The organism is Pararhizobium sp. LjRoot238 (genome assembly GCF_964252955.1).
GTDB lineage: Bacteria > Pseudomonadota > Alphaproteobacteria > Rhizobiales > Rhizobiaceae > Pararhizobium.
In genome coordinates this window covers 4,036,898-4,058,779 of sequence record NZ_CAXUPP020000001.1, presented here as the reverse complement: position 1 = coordinate 4,058,779, position 21,882 = coordinate 4,036,898, and the positions used below count along the sequence as shown (strand labels likewise).

19 protein-coding genes are annotated in these 21,882 nt (G+C 61.6%); 6 read left to right on the top strand and 13 right to left on the bottom strand.

The window, feature by feature from the left end; all coding sequences use genetic code 11:
- Positions 1 to 110: 110 nt before the first annotated feature.
- Positions 111 to 566 (top strand): calcium-binding protein, encoded by a 456-nt coding sequence (locus ACSQ3F_RS19975; protein WP_436101805.1) that lies wholly within the window; start codon positions 111 to 113, stop codon positions 564 to 566.
- A complete protein-coding gene (locus tag ACSQ3F_RS19970; protein WP_436101804.1) occupies positions 529 to 1,170 on the top strand; it encodes a M10 family metallopeptidase C-terminal domain-containing protein in 642 nt (213 codons plus the stop codon). Before ACSQ3F_RS19975 ends, ACSQ3F_RS19970 begins: the two co-directional genes overlap by 38 nt.
- 70 nt (positions 1,171 to 1,240) lie before the next feature.
- On the opposite strand, the gene ACSQ3F_RS19965 is transcribed toward ACSQ3F_RS19970, so the two are convergent.
- The 5 genes from ACSQ3F_RS19965 to ACSQ3F_RS19945 form a co-directional block, all read right to left on the bottom strand.
- Positions 1,241 to 2,596 carry an esterase-like activity of phytase family protein gene (locus tag ACSQ3F_RS19965; RefSeq protein ID WP_436101803.1) on the bottom strand — a complete coding sequence of 452 codons (1,356 nt, stop codon included), beginning with the start codon at positions 2,594 to 2,596 and terminating at the stop codon, positions 1,241 to 1,243.
- Between the two features lie 108 nt (positions 2,597 to 2,704).
- Entirely contained in the window at positions 2,705 to 3,775 is a 1,071-nt protein-coding gene (locus ACSQ3F_RS19960; RefSeq protein ID WP_436101802.1) for an adenylate/guanylate cyclase domain-containing protein, read from the bottom strand.
- Positions 3,776 to 3,966: 191 nt separating this feature from the next.
- Entirely contained in the window at positions 3,967 to 5,112 is a 1,146-nt protein-coding gene (gene rnd, locus ACSQ3F_RS19955; RefSeq protein ID WP_436101801.1) for a ribonuclease D, read from the bottom strand.
- An 83-nt stretch (positions 5,113 to 5,195) separates the two neighbouring features.
- Entirely contained in the window at positions 5,196 to 6,596 is a 1,401-nt protein-coding gene (locus ACSQ3F_RS19950) for a multicopper oxidase family protein (protein ID WP_436101800.1), read from the bottom strand.
- A gap of 102 nt (positions 6,597 to 6,698) precedes the next feature.
- On the bottom strand, positions 6,699 to 7,937 hold the full coding sequence (locus tag ACSQ3F_RS19945) for an MFS transporter (RefSeq protein WP_436101799.1): 1,239 nt from the start codon (positions 7,935 to 7,937) through the stop codon (positions 6,699 to 6,701).
- A gap of 264 nt (positions 7,938 to 8,201) precedes the next feature.
- Between ACSQ3F_RS19945 and aspS the strand changes: the two genes are divergently transcribed.
- The 3 genes from aspS to ACSQ3F_RS19930 all read left to right on the top strand — a co-directional run bounded on the left by aspS (position 8,202) and on the right by ACSQ3F_RS19930 (position 12,329).
- Positions 8,202 to 10,250, top strand: coding sequence for an aspartate--tRNA ligase (gene aspS / locus ACSQ3F_RS19940; protein ID WP_436102197.1), 2,049 nt, complete (start codon positions 8,202 to 8,204; stop codon positions 10,248 to 10,250).
- Positions 10,251 to 10,434: 184 nt separating this feature from the next.
- Positions 10,435 to 11,874 (top strand): cell envelope integrity protein CreD, encoded by a 1,440-nt coding sequence (creD, locus tag ACSQ3F_RS19935; RefSeq protein ID WP_436101798.1) that lies wholly within the window; start codon positions 10,435 to 10,437, stop codon positions 11,872 to 11,874.
- Positions 11,875 to 12,011: 137 nt separating this feature from the next.
- On the top strand, positions 12,012 to 12,329 hold the full coding sequence (locus ACSQ3F_RS19930; RefSeq protein ID WP_436101797.1) for a DUF1236 domain-containing protein: 318 nt from the start codon (positions 12,012 to 12,014) through the stop codon (positions 12,327 to 12,329).
- 70 nt (positions 12,330 to 12,399) lie between these two features.
- Here ACSQ3F_RS19930 and ACSQ3F_RS19925 read toward each other — a convergent pair whose 3' ends face one another.
- On the bottom strand, positions 12,400 to 13,593 hold the full coding sequence (locus tag ACSQ3F_RS19925; protein WP_436101796.1) for a hypothetical protein: 1,194 nt from the start codon (positions 13,591 to 13,593) through the stop codon (positions 12,400 to 12,402).
- Positions 13,594 to 13,991: 398 nt separating this feature from the next.
- Here ACSQ3F_RS19925 and parC point away from each other — a divergent pair, with 398 nt between their 5' ends.
- Positions 13,992 to 16,268: a DNA topoisomerase IV subunit A gene (gene parC / locus ACSQ3F_RS19920; RefSeq protein WP_436101795.1), complete on the top strand. Its 2,277-nt coding sequence runs from the start codon at positions 13,992 to 13,994 to the stop codon at positions 16,266 to 16,268.
- A gap of 25 nt (positions 16,269 to 16,293) precedes the next feature.
- On the opposite strand, the gene ACSQ3F_RS19915 is transcribed toward parC, so the two are convergent.
- From ACSQ3F_RS19915 to hemB, 7 genes are all read right to left on the bottom strand, one after another.
- Entirely contained in the window at positions 16,294 to 16,683 is a 390-nt protein-coding gene (locus ACSQ3F_RS19915) for a type II toxin-antitoxin system death-on-curing family toxin (RefSeq protein WP_436101794.1), read from the bottom strand.
- Entirely contained in the window at positions 16,680 to 16,901 is a 222-nt protein-coding gene (locus ACSQ3F_RS19910; protein ID WP_436101793.1) for an AbrB/MazE/SpoVT family DNA-binding domain-containing protein, read from the bottom strand. The genes ACSQ3F_RS19915 and ACSQ3F_RS19910 overlap by 4 nt, the downstream gene beginning before the upstream one ends.
- Before the next feature lie 65 nt (positions 16,902 to 16,966).
- Positions 16,967 to 17,863: a DMT family transporter gene (locus ACSQ3F_RS19905; protein WP_436101792.1), complete on the bottom strand. Its 897-nt coding sequence runs from the start codon at positions 17,861 to 17,863 to the stop codon at positions 16,967 to 16,969.
- Positions 17,864 to 17,866: 3 nt separating this feature from the next.
- Entirely contained in the window at positions 17,867 to 18,637 is a 771-nt protein-coding gene (locus ACSQ3F_RS19900) for an arginyltransferase (RefSeq protein ID WP_436101791.1), read from the bottom strand.
- Between the two features lie 178 nt (positions 18,638 to 18,815).
- A complete protein-coding gene (locus tag ACSQ3F_RS19895; RefSeq protein WP_436101790.1) occupies positions 18,816 to 19,280 on the bottom strand; it encodes an RDD family protein in 465 nt (154 codons plus the stop codon).
- 81 nt (positions 19,281 to 19,361) lie between these two features.
- Positions 19,362 to 19,961 (bottom strand): class I SAM-dependent methyltransferase, encoded by a 600-nt coding sequence (locus ACSQ3F_RS19890; protein WP_436102196.1) that lies wholly within the window; start codon positions 19,959 to 19,961, stop codon positions 19,362 to 19,364.
- Between the two features lie 32 nt (positions 19,962 to 19,993).
- Entirely contained in the window at positions 19,994 to 21,010 is a 1,017-nt protein-coding gene (gene hemB, locus ACSQ3F_RS19885) for a porphobilinogen synthase (RefSeq protein WP_436101789.1), read from the bottom strand.
- Between the last annotated feature and the right edge of the window lie 872 nt (positions 21,011 to 21,882).

The following is a 21,882-nucleotide window of genomic DNA, read 5'->3' as shown; positions in this document are numbered from 1 at the left end:
GGCATCCGGCGAATATCGCCGGTTCAGCTTCGTTGCAAAGTGGACAACCGGATATATAGTTCGTCCGGCCGAGCGGCGGATATGCCGAGCTATTGAAACAGGATGTCAGAATGGCGGTATGGACCTACGGAGATCTTGGCGTTGGGGTCGATATGTCCCTTACCGACGATATCGGTATTCTCATCGACTACGCCAACTTTAACTCGAGTTCGACCGCGATCGTTTTCTATGACGATCTGGAGAACTACGCGTATTTCGCTGGCAGGAACCTGTCCGTGGAAACCAGCAACGGCAGTTTCAAAGATATTACCGGCGGTACGCTCACGGGCCTCATGCTCGTCGACGACAACGTCGCTTTGTTCCGGGTCACCGGGGCCAACGTATCGGCGACCAGGATAGCCGATGCAATCCAGACGAACGATAGTGCGGGGTTCTTCTCTCTGATTCTCGCTGGCAACGATACCGTCAACGGCACACGTTACGCGGACGGATTGTTAGGGCTGGCGGGCAACGACACGCTGAACGGCAATGGCGGAAACGATGTGCTCGCTGGCGGCGGGGGCTGATGAACTGGTGGGCGGCACCGGCGCGGATACGGCAACCTACGCGCTCGCAACGACCGGTGTGACGGCGAGCCTCGCCAAGCCATCGATCAACACCGGCGAGGCCAAGGGCGATAGCTATTCCTCCGTCGAATCTCTGACCGGTACGCACTATGCCGACAGACTGTACGGCGATGCGGGCGGCAACGGAATTGCCGGTGGCTTCGGCAATGACCGGATCGCCGGCGGTTCAGGCGCGGATAAATTGTCGGGCGACTTCGGTGCCGACGATCTCTATGGCGGCAGCGGAGCGGATAGATTTCGCTTCAACGACCTCTGGGAATCCACGGTATCGCCTGCCGGCCGCGACACGATCTTCGATTTTTCCGGCACAGACGGCGACCGGATCGACTTGACTGCCATCGACTCGCGCTACGGCGCCACGGGAGATCAGGCCTTCACCTTCATCGGTACCGCGGCGTTTCACGGCAAGGCCGGTGAACTGCGCTACGAGAAGAAAGCGTCTGACACCTATATCTACGCGGACGTCAACGGCGACGGGAAGGCCGACTTTTCCATCCATCTCGACGATGCCATGAGCTTAAGCAACGGCTATTTCGTGCTCTGACCACCCGCCGCCGCATGAATCGAAAAGGCCCCGTAATTCACGTTACGGGACCCTTATCTTTCGGTGCCGATTACTTGGCGTTCAGGAATTCGCCGACTTCGAGCAGGACGAATTCATTGTCGTCGGCCTTGTCGATCGAGCGGCCGGCCGAGAAGGGCAGGTTGTTGTCGTTGCCGACGACGATGTGGGTGTCATCGACGCGATCGACATTCTCGATGGTGACGAAGGGCATGTCGTAGAAGCCTTCGCCGCCGCCCTGGCGCTTCTTGTTGTCGGGATCGGCGATCTTCAGCAGATCGATATAGCCGATCTTGCGCACCGCCTTGCCGGCGTTTTCATCGGTCATCTCGATCTTGTAGATGCGCTTCACCTTGGAGCCGACGGCAAAGCAATCCGGCTTCGGTTCCTTCGGGTTGGCGCAGGCCTTGTCGACCGTACCGGCACCGTTGTCGCGCTCGATCACGAGAGCCGTCTTCTCGTCCAGCATGTTGAAGTCGCCGATCGCTTCGCCGCCTTCGGCGAGCGGATAGAGCCAGCTGCGGCCGGTCCAGGCTTTCGACGCGACGTCAAGTTCGACGATGCGCAGAGCCGGGCGGCCTTCGACTCGCTCGACGTTTTCGCCGTCGGTCCAGATGGGACCCTCAAGCAGGCCGTAGAGCTTGCCGCCGTCCCTGGACAGGGCAAGGCCTTCATAACCGCCGGAACGCTTGATGTTGAACGCCGGCATCGGCTTCGACGGATCGGCCTGCACGGCGAGCGTCGGATTGTCGGGCGACATCACCGGCTTGCCGTCGACCGTCGTCGGAATGACCTCCGTGAGCTTGCCTTCGAGATCGAACTTCAGGATGTAGGGACCGAACTCTTCGCCGACCCAGAAGCCGTCGGCAACCGGCTGGATCGATTCGACGTCGAAGTCGGCGCCGGTCAGGTAGCGCTTGGTAGCGCCTTCCATGACGATCGGGAAGGGCGCCTTCTTGTCCGGGTCGGCGAGGAAGACGGTCTTCAGCGCTTCGACCTTGCCGGCGTCCCAGTCGATCTTGATGTTGTGCAGCATCAGCATCGTGTCGGATGAGTTGAGCTTGTTGCCGAAACCGTTGTCCGACAGGCTCCAGAAGGTGCCGTCCGGCATCGTCTTGATGCCGGAGAAACCCTGCATCGGCTGACCGTCGAACGGTAGCGACAGGCCGGTCAAACGCACGCCGTCCTTGCCGGGCACGGTGCCGCGCGCCTCGGTGCGCTTGCGGTCCGGCGTCGTGAACTTGCCGGAGGTCTTCAGATAGTCGGCCGCATCGGCGGGGGCGGCGATGATGGTGTTGGCCGGCAGCACGGCATGGGCCGAGAGCCTGGCCGGGAAGAGCGTGTCTTCGGCAAGGGCGGCGGTGGTCAAAAGGCCGAGTGCCACGGAAGCGAAAAGAGCGTGTTTCATCATGTCCCCCTATGAGCGGTTGATTGAGACGTTCCGCTTAGCAGGGCATTGATGTCGGCGAATTGACGCCTGGATGAAGCTTTGGTGACGGCGGCCGGGCCAGCCCGGCTATTCGGCCGGAATCCGCAGGTCAAAGGTTTCGACGGCAACCTCGGCCTTGGTCCGTGATTTCAGCGCCATGACGCCGAGCGTCTGCCCACGCCCCTTGACGGCATGACTGCCGAGATCCTCGACGCTGATCGCGCCCGGCATTTTGATCCGTTCGGCAAGCTCGGTCGAGATCAGCACCGGTCGGTTCAGCGTCTTGCACAGCGATTCCAGCCGCGCCGTCGTGTTCACCGTGTCGCCGAAATAGGCGATCTTGTGGTGGTGTACGCCGATTTCCGCCGTGATGATTGATCCGCCATGAAGGGCGGCCCGCAGCCGCGGCACCTGGCCGAACCGCTTGCGCCAGGCCTCCGCATCGGCTTCGATATCGTCAAGGATATCGAATATGCAGCGGATGCAGCGCGCATGTTTCACGCCTTTTTCCAGCGGCCAGGTGACGATCGCGGCATCGCCGATATAATCGTCGATCGCGCCCTTGTGGCGCCGGACCGGCTCGGCAAAGGCGGCGAACAGCGCTTTCAGGAATTGCTGCGCGCGCAGGTCCCCATGCTTTTCGGCAAAGGATGTCGAATCGGCGAGATCGATGAACAGGAAGACACGGTCCTCCTTCACCGGCGTGCGGTAGCGGCTGATCAGCATGCTCGTAAAGACATCATGGCCGAGCAGATCGCGGACGCGCAGAATGAAGACGATCAGCGAGCAGACGGCAAGCGCATAGAGGAACACGTGGAACGGCATGACGATGGCTTCGGCCAGCGATTTCGAATTGAGGAGGCCCAGCGGCCACAGCAACAGGGCGGCCAGCGCAAAGCCGGCGCTCATCAGAACTTCATAGATCACCAGCGCCGAGACGATGAAGACGGGCGTTGGAAGCCGCTCGATCCACCGGCTCAGCGGGCGAAACAGCAAGCGCCGCTCGAAGGCGATGAGAGGTACGCCCATGAACATCGCGAAAATCGCGCCGATGATCACCGGTTCGCCGGGATAGGCCACCAGGCTGTAGAGCACACCGCTCAGCGCCATGCCGAGCGTTATCATCAGCCAGTTCTCTGTGGGAGATATTTCTCTCATGATCCCGGTTTGCCGTGGCAGGAGACGCCATTGTTCCACTTGGGGACGTATGGTCAAGAAAATTCGCGTAATCTTCTTATCGAAATGGGTCGGATGACGTCACGGTCGCCGGCGTCGCCATTCCTGCCGACAAGAAGCTGGTTGACAAAATCATCAAGGGTTGCGAAGGCGCACCCCTGATGGTTGAGAGCTTAAAGCTCGACGGCCTCGATCTTGCGGTCGATGAAACGCAGCGCGACTTCGCCATTGATCAGCTTGAGCGCGGTATCGCCGAACAACTCGCGGCGCCAGCCCTTAAGCGCGCCGACATCGGCCTTCGGGCCTTCCGAGGCGATGCGCTCCAGATCGTCGGAATTGGCGATGATCTTGGCGGCGACACCCTGCTTTTCCGCGATCAGCTTGAGCAGCACCTTGAGCATTTCGCTGGCGGCAGCGGCCCCTTCCGCCGACTGGTTCTGACGCGGCAGCTTCGGCATTTCCGATTTCGGCAGTTCGAGCGCGGCGTTGACGGCCTCGAGGATCGCTGTGCCCGCTGCCGAACGCTCCCAGCCCTTGGGGATCGTGCGCAGGCGCGACAGGGCTTCCGTGTCCTTGGGCTGCTGCTGGGCGATCTCGTAGAGGCCGTCATCCTTGAGGATACGGCCGCGCGGGACGTTGCGGTTGCGCGCCTCGCGCTCGCGCCAGGCGGCGACCTTTTGCAAAACGGCCAGTTCCTGCGGCTTCTTCAGCCGCATCTTCAGCCGCTGCCAGGCGTCGTCCGGGTGGATGTCGTAGGTTTCCTTGGCCTCGAGGATCGCCATCTCCTCGGTCAGCCACAGCGAGCGGCCTTCGCGCTCAAGCTCTTCCTTCAGATGCAGATAGACCTCACGCAGATGGGTGACGTCGGCCAGCGCATAGTCGAGCTGCTTGTCCGAAAGCGGCCGCCGGCTCCAGTCGGTGAAGCGCGAGGACTTGTCGATATGGACGCTCTTGATGCGGCTGACGAGCTGGTCGTAGGAAACGCTGTCGCCGAAGCCGCAGACCATGGCCGCGACCTGGGTGTCGAAGATCGGATGCGGGATGAGCTTGCCGAGGTTGTAGATGATTTCGATGTCCTGGCGCGCGGCATGGAATACCTTGATCACGCTGGTATTGGCCATCAGTTCGAAGAACGGCGCAAGATCGATGTCCTTCGCCATCGGATCGACGATGACGGCTATGTCCGGTCCGGCCATCTGGATCAGGCAGAGCTGCGGCCAGAAGGTCGTTTCGCGGAGAAATTCCGTGTCGATTGTCAGGTACTGCCCCTGAGCCAGCGTTTCGCAGGCGGCGGCGAGTTCAGCGGTTGTCTCAATCATCAAACTTCAATCACTATGGCGGAAATGCGGCTATAAACTCATCCGATGTATCGCTTCGCGCCATGCCTCACAATGGAAAAAGCTCAGGCGACACGGAAATATCCCGACATTCCGGTCTTCTGATGCTCGATGACATGGCAATGCAGCAGCCAGTCGCCAAGGTTGTCGGCGACGAGCCCGAGTTCGGCCTGCTCGTCCGGTAGCAACAGGATGGTGTCTGTCGGCGGCGGCAGGATCGTGCGCTTGTTGGAATTGAGGATGCGGAAGCTGAGGCCGTGCAGGTGGATCGGGTGCGCGTGCGGCGTGCGGTTGCGCACCTGCAGCACATAGCTCCTGCCGAGCTTCAGTTCCGAAAGCGGTGCCACCGGATCGAGCGTATCGCCCGGCCACGGCACCTTGTTGATCGCCCAGAAGGTATAGCCGAGCGTGCCGCAGATGCTTGGGGCAGGCGCATGCTCGGCCGTCGCGGTGAAATCGAGCGGGATGCGTTCGGCGACCGAAAGATCGGCCTCTAGCACCGGGTTGGCCGGCAGCGGTTTCATGTCGCGGATATCGCGTTTCAGCGACGCGCCGGCTGCCCGCAATGTTGCGATGGTCCACGGAGAAGAGCCGCGGAAATTGCCGAGCCTGACCACCGTGCCCTCCGCGTCCGGCATGCGCAGGACCAGCTCGACCCGCTGGCCGGGGCCGAAATCCAGGCGGTCGAGGGGAAAGGGCGTCTCGACCGGGTTGCCGTCGAGTGCGATGACCATCGCCGCCGCACCTTCCGTTCCCAATGTATAGATCCGCGTGACATCGGTCGCTGCCAGCCGAACCCGCACAAGGCCGCCGGACGGTGCGTCGTAGACGGGTTCCTGCTGCCAGTTGGCCGTGCGGATCGTGCCATAGGTGCCTCCGCGCGCCGCGTCGCGCGGTTTGAACGGGGCGAGGAAGGCGCCGCCATTGCCCAATCGCCAGTCGCGCAGGTTGATCACGATTTCCGCGTCGAAGACGGGGTCTGCCGGATCCTCGACGACGATGACACCGGTGAGGCCGTGGCCCATCTGGGTCAGCGTGTTGCAATGCGGATGATACCAGAAGGTGCCGGCGTCCGGCGGCGTGAAGGCATAGTCGAAGCTGTCGCCTGGATAGACGTAGGGTTGCGTCATTTCCGGCACGCCGTCCATGGCGTTGACGATGCGCAGGCCGTGCCAATGGATCGTCGTCGGCTCATCAAGCCCGTTCAACAGCCGGGCGGCAAAGGGTTCGCCTTTCCTCATCCGGATGACCGGCGGCATGCCTGTCGCGGCAGCGTCGCCCGTCCCGTAAGTCATCACCTTGCGCGTGACGCCATCGTTGCCGAGCCTTGCGTCAATGAACTGCGCCTTGAGCAGCAGCGGCGAGGGGGCGGCTCGGCTCCGGGCGGAAAGGCCGGCGCCGAGCGAGAAGCAGGCCGCGGTGACGGCCGATCCCTTCAGAAGCGTGCGGCGGCTGATGGCTGACATGAGATGACTGGCATGAGAAACGGTTCCGGCAGTTGAGACGCTTGCGCTTCTTAAACTTGATGGCCTCATTCAGCAATTGGAAAGCGACGGTACCGTGAACGGTTACACGTCCTTCTTTTCCCCTGGCGCTGCCGCGAGCTTGTTGAAGAAGGAGGAGGTGCGCAACAGGTTGCGGAAGCGCATCGAGCGTGCGCCGGCCGGCACCGCGCCGCGCGCCGTCATGCGCTGCAGCGTGTAGAGCATGAAGGCGGCAAGCACCGCCGCCGTATAGATGAACAGCGCCTGCGGCCCGAAAATATCCAGCATGAAGGAGGCAAACAGCGGGCCGATGATGGCGCCGCACGACCAGAAGAACAGCATGCCGGCCGACACCAGTGCATGCTGGCCCGCGGCGGCGTGGTCGTTGGCATGGGCCGAACAGAGCGAATAGAGCGGCATGGCGAAGGCGCCGAAGACGAAGATGCCGATGAAGTTCAGCCACTCGTCGCTGCCGGCGAAGAAGGCGAGGTAGAGGCCGGCGAGCAGCGAGCCGAAGGTGGCGAAGAGAATGATCAGCCGCCGGTCCAGCCGGTCGGAATAGAGCCCGAGCGGATATTGCAGCACCACCCCGCCGATGATGCCGACGCTCATGAAGGTGGCAATCGCCGTGATCGACAGGCCGATCCCTTCCGCATAGATCGGTCCGAGCGAGCGGAATGTCGAGTTCGTCAGCCCGACGACGATGCAGCCGACGGTGGCGAGCGGCGAGATGTTCCACAGCGCCTTGATGTCGAACTTGATCGCTTCCGGTGCGCCCGGGCTGGAGCGGTCGGCAAAGGAGATCGGCACGAGCGAGAGCGTCAGCGCCATGGAGACGATGGCAAAAAGCTGGAAGCCTTCGATGCCGACGGTCGGGATCAGATATTGGGCCGCCGTGACGGAGCCGAGATCGACCAGGCGGTAGATCGACAGCGTCCGGGCGCGGTTGGAATTCGTCACCCGCGCGTTCAGCCAGCTTTCAACGGTGGCGAACAGGCTGGCAAAACAGATGCCGGCAACCAGCCGCATCAGGAACCAGAACCACGGATCGATCAAGAGCACCATGGCAATGGAGGCTGCGGATGCGATGGCCGCCATGGCCGAAAACGTCCGGATATGCCCGATCGAGCGCAGGATTCGCGTCACATAGATACAGCCGATGGCAAAGCCGATATTGTAGCCCGTGCCGACAAGGCCGATCAGCGAGGTCGAAAACCCCTCCTCAAGCGCGCGCAACGAAATATACGTCCCCTGAAGCCCATTGCCGCCGATCAGAATGCCTGCGGTGATGAGGAGGGGGATGAGCGGACGAATCTGCGACATGGAAGGGAAAATCCGGATTGCGGCGGCGAATCGAAGGAGGTTGGATCGCCCACAGCCGGTTTTAGCGGCCTAGCGGCGCGCAAAACAGTGCGAATTCCGGCCATTCTTGTCGTTTCATGCCGGGTTGCTCGCCGAAGCAAGCATTCTCTGCTGTTCACCGGTGGCACCGCGCCATCGGCTGGCAAAGACTTAAAGCCAATCCGGCAGTCGCGCTCGATGCCGGATTACGACCAGGGCGCGTTGCGGCCATCGCGGCGTTTTGCGATGACGGAATATCGTCGTGCAGCACTCCGGAAGCCCGAAGCCACCGTCTCGGCCTTGACAAATCGGCCCCACCATGCGCTTTTCCGCCCGATTTTGACGCCGCCGCCGCGCTTTCGCGTGGCCGCGCGGCACCCATGGTTCCAGGATAATATGATGCATCGTTACCGCAGCCACACTTGTGCCGCTCTCAGCAAATCCGATGTCGGCCAGACCGTCCGCCTGTCCGGCTGGGTTCACCGCGTCCGCGACCATGGCGGCCTGCTGTTCGTCGACCTTCGCGATCACTACGGTATGACGCAGATCGTCGTCGATCCCGACAGCCCGGCCTTCAAGACGGCGGAAACCGTGCGCGGCGAGTGGGTCATCCGCATCGACGGCCTCGTCAAGGCGCGTTCCGACGACACCGTCAACAAGCATATGGCGACCGGCGAGATCGAGCTTTACGCGCAGGAGATCGAAGTCCTCTCCGCCGCCAAGGAGTTGCCGCTCCCGGTCTTCGGCGAGCCTGAATACCCCGAAGACGTCCGCCTGAAATACCGCTTCCTCGACCTGCGCCGCGAGACGCTGCACAGGAACATCGTCAAGCGCACCCAGATCATTGCCGACATGCGCCGCCGCATGTCCGAGATCGGTTTCGCCGAATACTCGACGCCGATCCTGACGGCGTCCTCGCCGGAAGGCGCCCGCGACTTCCTCGTTCCGTCCCGCATCCATGAAGGCAAGTTCTTCGCGCTGCCGCAGGCGCCGCAGCAGTACAAGCAGCTCCTGATGGTCGCCGGCTTCGACCGTTACTTCCAGATCGCGCCGTGCTTCCGCGACGAAGATCCGCGCGCCGACCGCCTGCCGGGCGAGTTCTACCAGCTCGACCTGGAAATGAGCTTCGTCACCCAGGAAGATGTCTGGAACACGATGGAGCCGGTCCTGCGCGGCGTCTTCGAGCAGTTCGCCGAAGGCAAGCCGGTGACGCAGCAATTCCGTCGCATTCCCCATGAGACGGCGGTCCGCACCTATGGCTCTGACAAGCCCGACCTGCGCAACCCGATCGAGATGCAGGCCGTCACCGAGCATTTCGCCGGTTCCGGCTTCAAGGTGTTCGCCAACATGATCGCCTCCAACCCGAAGGTCGAAGTCTGGGCGATCCCGGCCAAGACCGGCGGCAGCCGAGCTTTCTGCGACCGCATGAACGCCTGGGCGCAATCGACCGGCCAGCCGGGACTGGGCTATATCTTCTGGCGCCAAGAGGGCATCAAGGATGGTTTTATTTTTGACGCTGTTGCTCATCCCGCGCTGCCAGGTGAGAGCAAGGACGATCACTACGAGCGCATCGCGAAGCTCACCGGAGCTTGGTCCCATAAGGTCTTAGGTGCCGGCCCCCTTGCCAAGAACATCGGCGAGGAGCGCACCGACGCGATCCGCACGCAGCTCGGCCTCGACGACGGTGACGCCTGCTTCTTCGTCGCCGGCGATCCCGCAAAATTCTACAAGTTCGCAGGCGAAGCCCGCACCCGCGCCGGCGAGGAACTGGATCTCGTCGACCGCGACCGCTTCGAGCTGTGCTGGATCGTCGACTTCCCCTTCTTCGAATGGAACGAGGACGAGAAGAAGATCGACTTCGCCCACAACCCGTTCTCCATGCCGCAGGGTGGCCTGGAAGCGCTCACCAGTGAAGATCCGCTGTCGATCAAGGCCTACCAGTACGACCTGGTCTGTAACGGCTTCGAAATCGCCTCCGGCTCGATCCGAAACCAGTCGCCGGAACTGATGGTCAAGGCGTTCGAAATGGTGGGTCTGAGCCAGGCGGATGTCGAGGAGCAGTTCGGCGGCCTCTACCGCGCCTTCCAGTACGGCGCCCCGCCGCATGGCGGCATGGCAGCTGGCATCGACCGCGTCATCATGCTGCTCGTCGGCGCCAAGAACCTGCGTGAAGTCACGCTGTTCCCGATGAACCAGCAGGCCCAGGACCTCCTGATGGGCGCCCCGAGCCCGGCCACGCCCGCGCAATTGCGCGAACTCGCGCTGCGGGTCATCCCGACGGCGAAGAAGGACTGAGCGTCTTTTCACTGACGAATTCCATGGAACCCGGCATGCGAATGCCGGGTTTTTTGCATCTGCAATTCGCCTGAAAAGAGCCCTCAAAGCGGCGATATTCCGCGCGTAATCCGCCTCAATGCACTCTTAACGATAGTGGTGCCGGCACGTATCCAGCCGGTTTTCAGTGTCTGGGGGTTTAGACATGACCGATATCGACGCAAGTCCGGACGAGGATTCCGGCGACAATTCCAAACCATCTCAGTCCGACACGGCAGGGCAACCGGGCGGCATGAGAGCCCTCCTGTCATCGCCCGGTGTCAAGTTCATCATGATCGGCTTCATCTCCGTAGCGCTGCTGATCCCGACGCTGCTCGTCTGGGGTCTCGTCGAGGAGCGCGGCCGCCGGGCGGAGGAGGTCTCGTCCGGCATCGCCAGGGGATGGGGTGGACCGCAGGTGCTGAACGGTCCCTATGTTGCCGTTCCCTTCGAAGTCAATCGCAACCAAACCATCGACGGCCGTATCATTTGGCAGACGGCCACCGAATGGGCGCTGCTGATGCCGGAAACGCTGAATGTGGAGTCGAGGCTCGTGACCGAGGAGCGCAGGCGGTCGATCTACAGCTTGCCGGTGTACAATGCCAAAATTGCCGTATCGGGCCGGTTTGAACAGGGCATGATAGAGGATCTGCGCCAAATCGAGGGCAAGCCGGACCTCGATCGCGCGATGCTGGTCATGAGCATCGCCGATATCACCGGCATCCGCTCCGACGCCGGCGTGCGGATCGACGGCGGACCGCTGTTGCCGTTCGAGCCGGGAATGAAAGCCATATCGTCGCTGATGCCGGCATCGCCTGATCCCTACACACCGCCCGCAAGGCTCGATTCGGGCGTGAACCGGTCGATCGGCCGCACCCTGCTCGAAAGCGGCTTCGCCTTCGGCATCGACCTCTCGCTCAATGGCTCGCGTAGCTTCTCGATTGCACCGGCCGGCCAGACCACCCACGTTTCGGCCGAGGCCAACTGGCCGCATCCGGGCTTCGAGGGCCTATTCCTGCCGGACGAAAAGGCCATCGACGCCCAGGGATTTTCCGCCAAATGGACAATTCCCTATCTGGCTCGCGGCGTCGATCGTGTTGTTTCCGGCTCCGTCATGCCGCTGTCGAGCAGCCTGATGTCCATCAACATGGTCGAACCCGTGAAGTTCTATCAGGTGGTGGCGCGGACGCTGAAATATTCGATCGGCTTTTTCTCGGTGGTCTTCCTGGCCGTTTTCATCATCGAACTCAAAAGCGTCCGCAAGGTCCACTGGATCCAATATGTGTTGACCGGCCTTGCGCTGGTTGTCTTCTACATTCTGCTGCTCGCGCTTGCCGAACATACCGGCTTCGAGATCGCCTACCTCTTCGCGTCATTCGCCACGACCGGGTTGATCGCGGCCTACGTCGGCTCGGTCACCAGCAGCTTTCGGCGCGGCGCAATCCTCGCCTTCGCGCTCGGTGCCGCCTATGCAGTCATGTATCTGATCCTGCGCGAAGACGAATATGCGCTGCTTGCCGGTGCGCTGATCTCCTTTGTGACGATTGCTGCGACCATGTTCTCGACGCGCAACGTCGACTGGTCGGGGGCGGCAAGAAGGGCCTGAGAGCACGCTTGGAGAAAGAGACCCGGCGGCTCACGCCGGGTTTTTCGTTGTCCAACAAGGAAACGCCGAGTGCCCAAAAATTGGAACTTTCCGTGAGCGGGGCTGTTGTTACAACCACAGAAGCAAGGAGAAAGACCATGCACAAGACAGTTCTGGCCGCCTCTGCGGTCTTCATCGCGCTGTCGGCGCCGGCCTTTGCCCAGGCCGTGGTCGTCGATCCTGGCATGACCAGTTCGACCACCGTCGAGCTTCCGGGCGAGGTTCGCACCTATGTCCTGCAACGTCCGATTCCATCCACCGCCTATGAGGGTGCCATCGTCGTCGGGCAGCCTTTGCCGGGCACGATCCAGCTTCATCTGGTCGAGGGGCACCCCGATTATGCCTATACTGTCGTCAATGAGCGGCGCGTGATCGTCAATCCGCAAAACCGCACGGTCATCCAGGTTCTGGAATAGAGTGGAAACAAAAAGCAGCCCCGGCCGTTTCTTGAACGGCCGGGGCTTTTGATTGTCCGGTTGCCGGATATCAGTCGTTCGCCGTCACCTTGACGCCAAGCACGCCCGGTACCGTATTCGGAGCGCCCATGGCGGCGCCGACGATCATCGGGAAGGGCACAGGGTTGGCCGGCTCGGCGCTGATCGTCAGGCTCTTCGGCGCATCGAGATAGCTGTTGACCGCGGTCGAGACCTGGTTCTGCAGCTCCGGCACGTTGAGCTGCGCCATCATCAACGGCACCATGCCCTTCAGCGACTGAGCCAGCTGATCACCGGAAACGCCCTGCTGGGAGCCGATATAGTCGAGAACGCGCCTGGTGATCGTCGCGTCGTCGAAACGGATGGAGGCGCTGTTGAAGGTCAGCTGCTGGACAAGGCCCATCATCGCAAGGCCCATCGCCTGGTTGGCTTCTTCCTTGTTCGGATTGGCTTCCTGCGCCTTCACCGCCTCCTGCATGGCCTTCACGAAGTCGAGCGTGTAGCCGGAAATATCGAAGGCGAGCGCAAGCCGGCCGACATTGGCGAAGTCGAAGGCGTATTCCTCGAGCGAGATATTGCCGCTGGCCAATTCCCAGCTGCCCTTCATCGTCATTTCGCCGTCGAGCGTCTTCAAGCCGAGCTTTTCGATCGCATCCTTGGCCTTTGCGTCCTCGACCTCCGATAGGTCGGCCTTGATGCCCGACAGCGTCGCGTCAAAATCGAAGCCGGCGTCGCTTTCCTGCTTCGTCAGATTGGCTTCGGATTCCTCCATGGAGAAAACCTGCTTGCCCTTGACGGTGACCGTGACCGGGCCGGTGCCCGCGGATTCGTAAAGCACGATGTCGTTGATGGTGCCGCCCGACGGATTGCCCGGAATGGTAAGTCCGCCCATCGTGATATCCTTGGCGGTTATCGCGGCGTCGTCTTCCTTGATGTCGACATCCGGCAGCGTGACCGTCTCGGCATAATAGCCGCCGCCGTCCGTTTCCTCGACGCCTTCGAGCGTCACGTCGCCGACCTTGAAATCCTTGCCCGGGGCTGAAGTCGATTTGACGGTGACACCCGTCAGCGTCACCGTCGTGCCATCGACGGCAACATTTTCATAGGCGATCGAACCACCGCTGAGCGCATAGGCGGCATTCAGCTTGGTGACGAGATCCGCGCCGTCGAGCGCGAAGGCCGGACCGGAAAGGCCGACAAAGGCGGCGCTGGCCAGCATCAGACGGAGGTTGCGGGTAGGCATCATGAGATGGGTCCTTTGTTGGAAAGGTTTAATCTGGAAGGCATTCCTAGTACGGATTAAGGCCGAAATATATTCAAATCCGTTTACGGCGTCATGTCTTGCGGCGTTGCTGTTTTCGTCGAAAACCGGCCTTCGAGGGCAGCCACGATTGTTTGACGACGAGATTCACGGCTGGCGACAACGGCAAATTTCGACAGCCTACGCATAAGGGGCCTTTGCATGGAATCGTTTTGAAGGCAGCGATCGGCGAATAGCACGTCTGCAACCATATGTGGTAGCGGGCCTTGATGTATTTTCGACATCCCACGCAGCCGTTGACGGAATGGCCGCGGCAGCGGTTCTCCACAGCGCAATGCCCTGCAATCCTTGCTGTTGCGGGTTTCTTGAGGTAGCAACAAAGCATGGGACAAAGCCTTTTGCCGCCGTCGGGCGGAGACGATCACATTCTGCCTGTTGACCTCAAGGCGGCGCTGGAAGAGCGCTACCTTGCCTATGCGCTGTCGACTATCATGCATCGGGCGCTGCCGGATGTTCGCGACGGCCTGAAGCCGGTGCATCGCCGCATCGTTCATGCGATGAGCGAAATGGGGCTGCGCTCCAATTCGTCCTTCAAGAAATGCGCCCGCATCGTCGGCGACGTCATCGGTAAGTTCCACCCGCATGGCGACCAGTCGGTCTATGACGCCCTGGTGCGCCTGGCGCAGGACTTCTCGCAGCGTTATCCGATCGTCGACGGGCAGGGCAACTTCGGCAATATCGATGGCGACAGTGCTGCCGCCTACCGTTACACCGAAGCGCGTATGACCGACGTGGCGAGCCTGCTTCTCGAAGGCATCGACCAGGACGCGGTCGATTTCCGCCCGACCTACAACGAGGAGGATCAGGAGCCGGTCGTCCTTCCGGGCGCCTTCCCGAACCTTCTGGCCAATGGCGCCTCCGGTATCGCCGTCGGCATGGCAACGTCCATTCCGCCGCACAATGCGCATGAACTCTGCGATGCGGCGCTGCACCTGATCAAGAACCCGGATGCGACCATCGAAGACCTGATGCTTGATCCGAACAACCCCGAAAGGGGTGGGATCGAAGGCCCCGACCTTCCGACCGGCGGTATCATCATCGACAGCCGCGAGAGCATCATCGATGCCTACAAGACCGGCCGCGGCGGTTTCCGCGTCCGTGCCAAATGGGAAGTCGAGGATACCGGCCGCGGCGGCTATCAGATCATCGTCACCGAAATCCCCTTCCAGGTTCAGAAGTCGCGGCTGATCGAGAAGATTGCCGAGCTTCTCTTGGCGCGCAAGCTGCCGCTCCTTGAAGACGTGCGTGACGAATCGGCCGAGGATGTCCGCCTTGTGCTGGTACCGAAGAGCCGTTCGGTCGACCCGACGATCCTGATGGAATCGCTGTTCAAGCTGTCGGAGCTCGAAAACCGCATTCCGCTCAACATGAACGTATTGTCGATGGGCCGCGTGCCCAAGGTGATGGCGCTGAACGAGGTTCTGCTCGAATGGCTGGACCATCGCCGCGAGGTCTTGCTGCGCCGTTCGCGCTTCCGGCTGGCAGCGATTGACCGCCGCCTGGAAATCCTCGGCGGCTACTTGATTGCCTATCTCAATCTCGATGAAGTCATCCGCATCATCCGCGAGGAGGACGAGCCGAAGCCCGCGCTGATGGAGCGCTTCACGCTCACCGACCTGCAGGCCGAATCGATCCTCAATATGCGGCTGCGCTCGCTGCGCAAGCTTGAGGAATTCGAGATCCGCACGGAATTCGATGCCCTGTCGAAGGAGAAGGCGGAGATCGAGGCGCTGCTGTCCTCCGACGACAAGCAGTGGCAGACGGTCGCCTGGGAAATCGGCGAGGTGAAGAAGAAATTCGCCAAGGCCACCGAGATCGGCCGCCGCCGCACGCTGTTCTCGAACGCACCGGAAGCCGATCTGGAGGCGATCCAGCAGGCGATGATCGAGAAGGAGCCGATCACCGTCGTCATCTCGGAGAAGGGCTGGATCCGCGCTCTGAAGGGTCATATGTCCGACGTCTCGACGCTGCAATTCAAGGAAGGCGACGGCCTCAAGCTGTCGTTCACGGCCTCCACCACCGACCGCATCCTCGTCGTCACCACGGGCGGCAAGGCCTATACGCTGGGCGGCGACAAGCTGCCGGGCGGACGTGGCCATGGCGAGCCGCTGCGGATCATGGTCGACATGGAAAATGACCAGGACGTGCTGACGGCCTTCGTGCATGACCCGGCCCGCAAGCTGCTGATCTCGTCGGCTGCCGGCAACGGCTTCGTCGTGCCGGAGGCCGACATGGCCGCCAACACCCGCAAGGGCAAGCAGATCATGAACGTCGCCATGCCGGACGAGGCGAAGCTCGTTATTCCGGTGAAAGGTGATCATGTCGCGATCGTCGGCGAAAACCGCAAAATGTTGGTCTTCCCGCTCACGCAGATCCCGGAAATGGGCCGCGGGAAGGGCGTGCGCCTGCAGCGCTACAAGGACGGCAGCGTCTCCGACATCCGCTGCTTCGCCATCGCCGACGGCCTCACCTGGGCCGACAGCGCCGGCCGCAGCTTCGTCAAGACCAAGGACGAACTGATCGAATGGCTGGGCGACCGGGCCGGCGCGGGCAGGACGGTGCCGAAGGGGTTCCCGCGGAGTGGGAAGTTTACGGGGTGATTGCGGTCGCTGAGCTGGGCAACAGCTAACCCAGTTTGACCGAGACATCGCGAAGAAACCGGGCTGTGCCATCTTCATCGATTTCACCTGCAGCAACGCCGAGCACGAATGCGATGATCGACGCCTGCTGGGCTTCGATCAGATATCCGTTGATCAACAGGAAGGTGAACGCGGCAAGAAACCCTGTCCGTTTGTTCCCATCTGAAAACGGATGGTTGCGAACAATGCCGTACAGGTAAGCAGCGGCAAGAACAAAGACTTCATTTTCGCCATAGGCAGCCTTGTTCAGCGGTCGCGCGAGGGCAGCCTCAAGCGCGTTTTCGTCTTTCAGACCGGGGAGGCCGCCATGTTCGGCCAATTGCTCCCGGTGCATGATCTCCACGGCTTCACGCGTCAACCATTTCGGTGATTTCATTTCGCGAGTTCACGAAGTGCGACGCGGTACTTTTCCATACCCGCGCGAGCGGCCCTTACCTGCTCGGCCAAATCTGCTTGCTGCACGACCAGTTGCATGCCGTTGTCGACCTCTTGAAGGCTGAGTTCATCCCCGGTCTTCAAACCCAGGCGGTCAAGAACCTCTTTCGGGATGATGACGCCTTCGGAATTGCCGATCTTTCGAATGGTGACGTTCATGGGAGAGCTCCTGATGTTATAACAAGCGTTATAACATCAGGTAGACGGTTCTGCAATTCACTCTGTCAATGTAGCGGCGAAGCAACCGCCGAGGCGGATCGTTGACGCATTTGCCACACAGAATGCCCGACCAGCGCCAGGATCAGGATCGCGCCGCCCACCAGCGTCTGCACGGTCGGGACTTCCTTGAAGACGATCCAGATCCAGATCGGGGCGAGGATGGTTTCGAGCAGGTAGAACATCCCGACTTCAGGTGCGGACAGGTAGCGCGGGCCGGTTGCGAGGCAGAAGAAGGCGAGCGGGATCATGACCAGCCCGTCGAACATGATCCAGCCAGGATGGGTAATCGCCAAGCCTTCGGATGGCGACAGCAGATAGCCGACCACGCAGGGGAAGATGGCAGTTGCCAGCGGCACCAGTCCCATGTCTTTGCCGCTGGCGCGGCTGACGGTGATGGCTAAGGCGAGCAGCAGGGCCGAGCAGACGGCCATGGCATCGCCGAGGAAGTTGCCGCTCTGCAAACCGTCCTGGACGATCAGCCCGACACCGAACACCATCGCGGCCATTGTCACCAGTGTGGTGTTGGAGGGGCGCTCCTTGAGGAAGATCCAGGACAGCACGGCGGCGAACATCGAGGTGAACGCGACGATGAAGACGACGTTGGCGGTCGCGGTGTTGAAGACGGACAGGAGGAAGGTGAAGGAGCCGAGGCCGTAGAACAGCCCGGCGGCCAATCCCGCCCTGCCCGGAACGAGTGCGATTTTCCGGCGGAGAACCTTGTTGAGCACGATCCAGGCGACCAGCGCGACGATGAAGGTGCAGAGGCTGCGGACGGCGAGCAGCGACCACACCTCGCCATCGGCGGAGCGGATCAGCGGGATGTCGAAGGAGAGGGCAAGGCCGCCCAGCCCGGTGATGAGGAGGCCACGGCGATGGTGGGCGGCATTAATGGTTTGGCTCAAGATTCAGTCCTGTACCGTGGCTGCGCTCTCGCCCGTATAGCGCTCCCAACCGCGGGCCATAAGGTGCTCCTGCGGCAGAAACTTTGTTTTATAGTCCATCTTGCGCGAACCCTTGACCCAGTAGCCGAGATAGACATGCGGCAGGCCGCAGTCCTTTGCCTTGCGGATATGGTCGAGGATCATGAAGGTGCCGAGCGAGCGGGCCGACAGTTCCGGGTTGAAATAGGAATAGACCATCGACAGGCCGTCGCCCATCTTGTCGGTGAGGGCGGCTGCGATCAGCGGCCCCTTGGCCTTGCCGATGCCATCGCCTTCGACCTTCAGACGGTATTCGATGATCTTGGTGTTCACATGCGTGTCCTCCACCATCATCGCGTAGTCGAGGACGGACATGTCCGACATGCCGCCCTTCTGGTGGCGATGGTCGAGATAGCGGCGGAACAGGCTGTACTGCTCGCTGGATGGCTCGGCCGGGTATTCCGCCGAAACCACGTCGCTGTTGAGCGTAAGAATGCGCCGCATCGAGCGGGTGGGGGAAAACTCGCCGGCGACGATACGCACCGAGATACAGGCCCGACAGGTTTCGCAAGCCGGCCGGTAGGCGATGTTCTGTGACCGGCGGAAGCCGCCCTGCGTCAGGAGATCGTTGAGTTCGGGCGCCCGCTCGCCCACCATGTGGGTAAAAACCTTCCGCTCCATCTCCTGCGGCAGATACGGGCAGGTCGCCGGTGCGGTCAGGTAGAATTGTGGAGACGGTGCAGTTTGCGTGTTCATATGCTGCGGAGATCGCTCTTCATGGCCGCGTCGAAAACATTAGCATGGCGCAAGATTGAAAAAGGTCAATCGCGACTTTTTGAACGTCGCGTCGCCATGCGATAAATCTGTGTTTTCGGCTGTTTTCGCTGCAGCGAGGCGCAGGGCGATCCCTTTACCCACCAACCCGCAAGGCGAATCAATAGATGTCGCGGCGGACCGTCACCGTGCCGATCAGAAGGTCGTGCAGCAGGCGGCCGCGGTCGGTGAAGAGACCGATCAGCAGAACCAGCGGCGTCAGAAGCGCGTTGGCGATCCAGAAGATCACCAGATGCACGATGGCGGTCAAAAAATCCATTGGCCGGCCGTCCGTGCGGGCGATGGCTATGCCCATCATGTTCATGCCGGGCGATGCCTGTTTCGGGCCACCGACGGTCGCGCCGAAATAGAGCATGGCGAGGCCGGCAAACAGCACTGGGTAGAGGAAGAAGCCGAGGCCGAGTGTCAGGATGCCGAGGAAAAACACGACGACCGCTGCGGGAATCCACAGAAGGGCGACGATCGCATAGTCGATCACGAACGCGATGACGCGGCGGCTTAAAACGCCCTGATAGGCCCGCCAGTCATTGCTCGGGATCCTCAGATTTTCATCCTGCGCAGTCATGACCGTTCTCCATCGTAGACAGGGACGGATATGGGGAGGGCGGGCCAAAAAAGCAAATGGGGCGCGAAAATAACGGCGCGTTCATGCCGAGCGGACTGCCGTGACGTGCAGCCATTCCGTTTTCTCGCCGTCGTAGCCGCCACCGATATTCGCGTCGATTTCGATGCTCGTCCAACCGAGGGGCGCATATTGCGCGATCAGCCAATCGCGAGACGGATAGTTGTAGTAACGCTGGAACCGGTCGCGCCCTTCTGCCGAGCCCGCTTTGAAGCTGGCGTAGAAAACACCGCCTGTCTTGAGAGCGCGATGAATGCGGGACAGCACCGCGGCGAGTTCCGGCCGCGGGATATGCAACAGGCAGGCGTTCGCCCAGACGCCGGCGTAGATGCCGTCTTCCTCCAGTCGATCGAAGGGAAGAACAGTGACCGGTCGCCCCAGCAATCGTCCCGCCTGCTGTGCCATCTCCGGCGAACCGTCGGTCGGCGTGACGTTGAAACCACGCGTCAGCATCACCTGACTGTCCTGACCTCCGCCGCATCCGAGTTCGAGAATTTTCGCACCAGCCGGCAGGGCTTTGAGAAAGTAATCAAGGCGCTCATTCTGCGTTGAACGCGATCGCCCGGAATAGGCTTCCGCTTCCAACGCATAAAAGTTCAAGGTTTCAGCATCCAGACTGCTCACCATACCACCTTCCAACAACGCGCCGGATATCGTTACGGCCGCTTCGCCAATATCCGCGCCACGTCCATGGCGAAATAGCTCAGGATGCCGTCGCAGCCGGCGCGTTTGAAGGCGAGCAGGGTTTCCAGCATGACGCGCTCGCCGTCGATCCAGCCATTGGCAGCGGCCGCCTTGATCATCGTGTATTCGCCGGAGACCTGGTAGGCGAAGACGGGCAGGCCAAAGCTTTCCTTCATCCGCCAGCAGATATCGAGATAGGGCAGGCCGGGCTTGACCATCAGCATGTCGGCGCCTTCCTCGACGTCGAGGGCTGCGTCGCGCATCGCCTCGGTGCCGTTGGCGGGATCGATGTAATAGGTCTTCTTGTCGCCTTTGAGCAGCCCGCCGGTGCCGATCGCCTCGCGATAGGGGCCGTAGAAGGCGGAGGCGAACTTGGTGGCGTAGGACATGATGCCGACATTCTGGTGGCCGCTCGCGTCGAGTGCCCGGCGGATGGCGCCGATGCGACCGTCCATCATGTCGGAGGGGGCGATGATATCGGCGCCGGCCTCGGCCTGCACGACGGCGGCCCTGGCGATCTGGGCAACGGTTTCGTCGTTGACGATCTCGCCGTCGCGCAGGATGCCGTCATGGCCATGGCTGGTGAAGGGATCGAGTGCGACGTCGGTGATGACGCCGATGTTCGGCACGGCTCGTCTGATCGCCCGGGTCGTCTCGTTGATCAGATTGTTGGCGGCAAGGCTGTTGGAACCCGTTTCATCGCGCAGCGACATCTCGATGTTGGGGAATGTGGCCAGCGCCGGAATGCCGAGGTCGGCCGCTTCCCTTGCCGCTTCCACGGCCTTGTCGACGCTCATCCGGTTGACGCCGGGCATGGCCTCGATCGGCTCGACGATGCCGGAGCCGGGAACGACGAAAATCGGCCAGATCAGATCATCGACCGTCAGCCGGTTTTCCTGCACCATCCGGCGCGTCCAATCGGCCTTGCGGTTGCGGCGCATGCGGCGATGGCCGGTGATGAGGTCAACGAGGTTGGTCTTGTCGGTCATGTCGTCGTCTTTCGGTCCGTTCGTGTGCGTGGTCGCGGGTTTATCATGCGGGGCGCGCAAAGGAAAATGGTTGCGGTGCGTCACGTTTACGCTTCGCGTGAGGGGGCGGGTTCGGCAGGCTTCGGCGTTTGTGGTTTCCCCCCTCATCCGCCCTTCGGGCACCTTCTCCCCGGTGGGGAGAAGAGGGAGTGCGCCGCAAGCGCCTTCCTCCACGCGCGCAAAAACCGCCGTGGGTGTCAAAGAGCCAAGTCGGACGGGGCACTGAAAGCTGCCTCGTGGGAATAGAATAGGTGACACCTTTCAGCGCCCCGTTCGGCGGTTTTTGCCCGCGCACTCATTCCGCTACGGCCTTGTCGGCCCTCTGTGCATCGCACGCCCGCAGCAGCATCAGCCTGCGGAGGGGAATTTTCGCACGAGCCCCGGTCTCAAGGACTTCCGTCCTTTCCTCAAAACCGGCGCCGGCCCCGCCTCGCTGCCACGGCTGGCAGGGTATCCGAGGGCGGGACGGGAGCTATTGTAGGGGAGGTTTTGGGGGCGGGGATGTTGAGGGGGTGGCGGAGATGCCTTCAGCGACAAAATCTAGAACTTGGACTTTGGCTAAGGTGTTGATTTTGTGTCATCTCCCACTGGGGGAGAGGTAGCGATGCCGCGCCCTCGCGGCAAACTGTCATCCCCGTTTTTCGGCGAGCTTTAAGGTGAACGGGCGCGGCTTGGGGATGGATCCTCGGGTCAGGCCCGAGGATGACGGAGGGAAGGGATGCTGTGGCGGAAACAGGGGCTGGGGTGCTTGTATTCGCGACCTCCCCCCAAAGTTGTCATCCTCGGGCTTGACCCGAGGATCCATGCACGCGCATCGCCGGGGTGGTAAGCGT

Excerpts from the sequence above, each read along its gene's own strand:
- ACSQ3F_RS19900 (WP_436101791.1), bottom strand. The coding sequence starts at position 18,637 with ATGAACACGCAAACTGCACCGTCTCCACAATTCTACCTGACCGCACCG.
- ACSQ3F_RS19930 (WP_436101797.1), top strand. The coding sequence starts at position 12,012 with ATGCACAAGACAGTTCTGGCCGCCTCTGCGGTCTTCATCGCGCTGTCG.
- ACSQ3F_RS19910 (WP_436101793.1), bottom strand. The coding sequence starts at position 16,901 with ATGAACGTCACCATTCGAAAGATCGGCAATTCCGAAGGCGTCATCATC.
- ACSQ3F_RS19925 (WP_436101796.1), bottom strand. The coding sequence starts at position 13,593 with ATGATGCCTACCCGCAACCTCCGTCTGATGCTGGCCAGCGCCGCCTTT.
- ACSQ3F_RS19970 (WP_436101804.1), top strand. The coding sequence starts at position 529 with ATGGCGGAAACGATGTGCTCGCTGGCGGCGGGGGCTGATGAACTGGTG.
- ACSQ3F_RS19965 (WP_436101803.1), bottom strand. The coding sequence starts at position 2,596 with ATGAAACACGCTCTTTTCGCTTCCGTGGCACTCGGCCTTTTGACCACC.
- ACSQ3F_RS19915 (WP_436101794.1), bottom strand. The coding sequence starts at position 16,683 with ATGAAATCACCGAAATGGTTGACGCGTGAAGCCGTGGAGATCATGCAC.
- ACSQ3F_RS19950 (WP_436101800.1), bottom strand. The coding sequence starts at position 6,596 with ATGTCAGCCATCAGCCGCCGCACGCTTCTGAAGGGATCGGCCGTCACC.
- rnd (WP_436101801.1), bottom strand. The coding sequence starts at position 5,112 with ATGATTGAGACAACCGCTGAACTCGCCGCCGCCTGCGAAACGCTGGCT.
- ACSQ3F_RS19960 (WP_436101802.1), bottom strand. The coding sequence starts at position 3,775 with ATGAGAGAAATATCTCCCACAGAGAACTGGCTGATGATAACGCTCGGC.
- ACSQ3F_RS19895 (WP_436101790.1), bottom strand. The coding sequence starts at position 19,280 with ATGACTGCGCAGGATGAAAATCTGAGGATCCCGAGCAATGACTGGCGG.
- aspS (WP_436102197.1), top strand. The coding sequence starts at position 8,202 with ATGACGGAATATCGTCGTGCAGCACTCCGGAAGCCCGAAGCCACCGTC.
- ACSQ3F_RS19945 (WP_436101799.1), bottom strand. The coding sequence starts at position 7,937 with ATGTCGCAGATTCGTCCGCTCATCCCCCTCCTCATCACCGCAGGCATT.
- parC (WP_436101795.1), top strand. The coding sequence starts at position 13,992 with ATGGGACAAAGCCTTTTGCCGCCGTCGGGCGGAGACGATCACATTCTG.
- hemB (WP_436101789.1), bottom strand. The coding sequence starts at position 21,010 with ATGACCGACAAGACCAACCTCGTTGACCTCATCACCGGCCATCGCCGC.
- creD (WP_436101798.1), top strand. The coding sequence starts at position 10,435 with ATGACCGATATCGACGCAAGTCCGGACGAGGATTCCGGCGACAATTCC.
- ACSQ3F_RS19975 (WP_436101805.1), top strand. The coding sequence starts at position 111 with ATGGCGGTATGGACCTACGGAGATCTTGGCGTTGGGGTCGATATGTCC.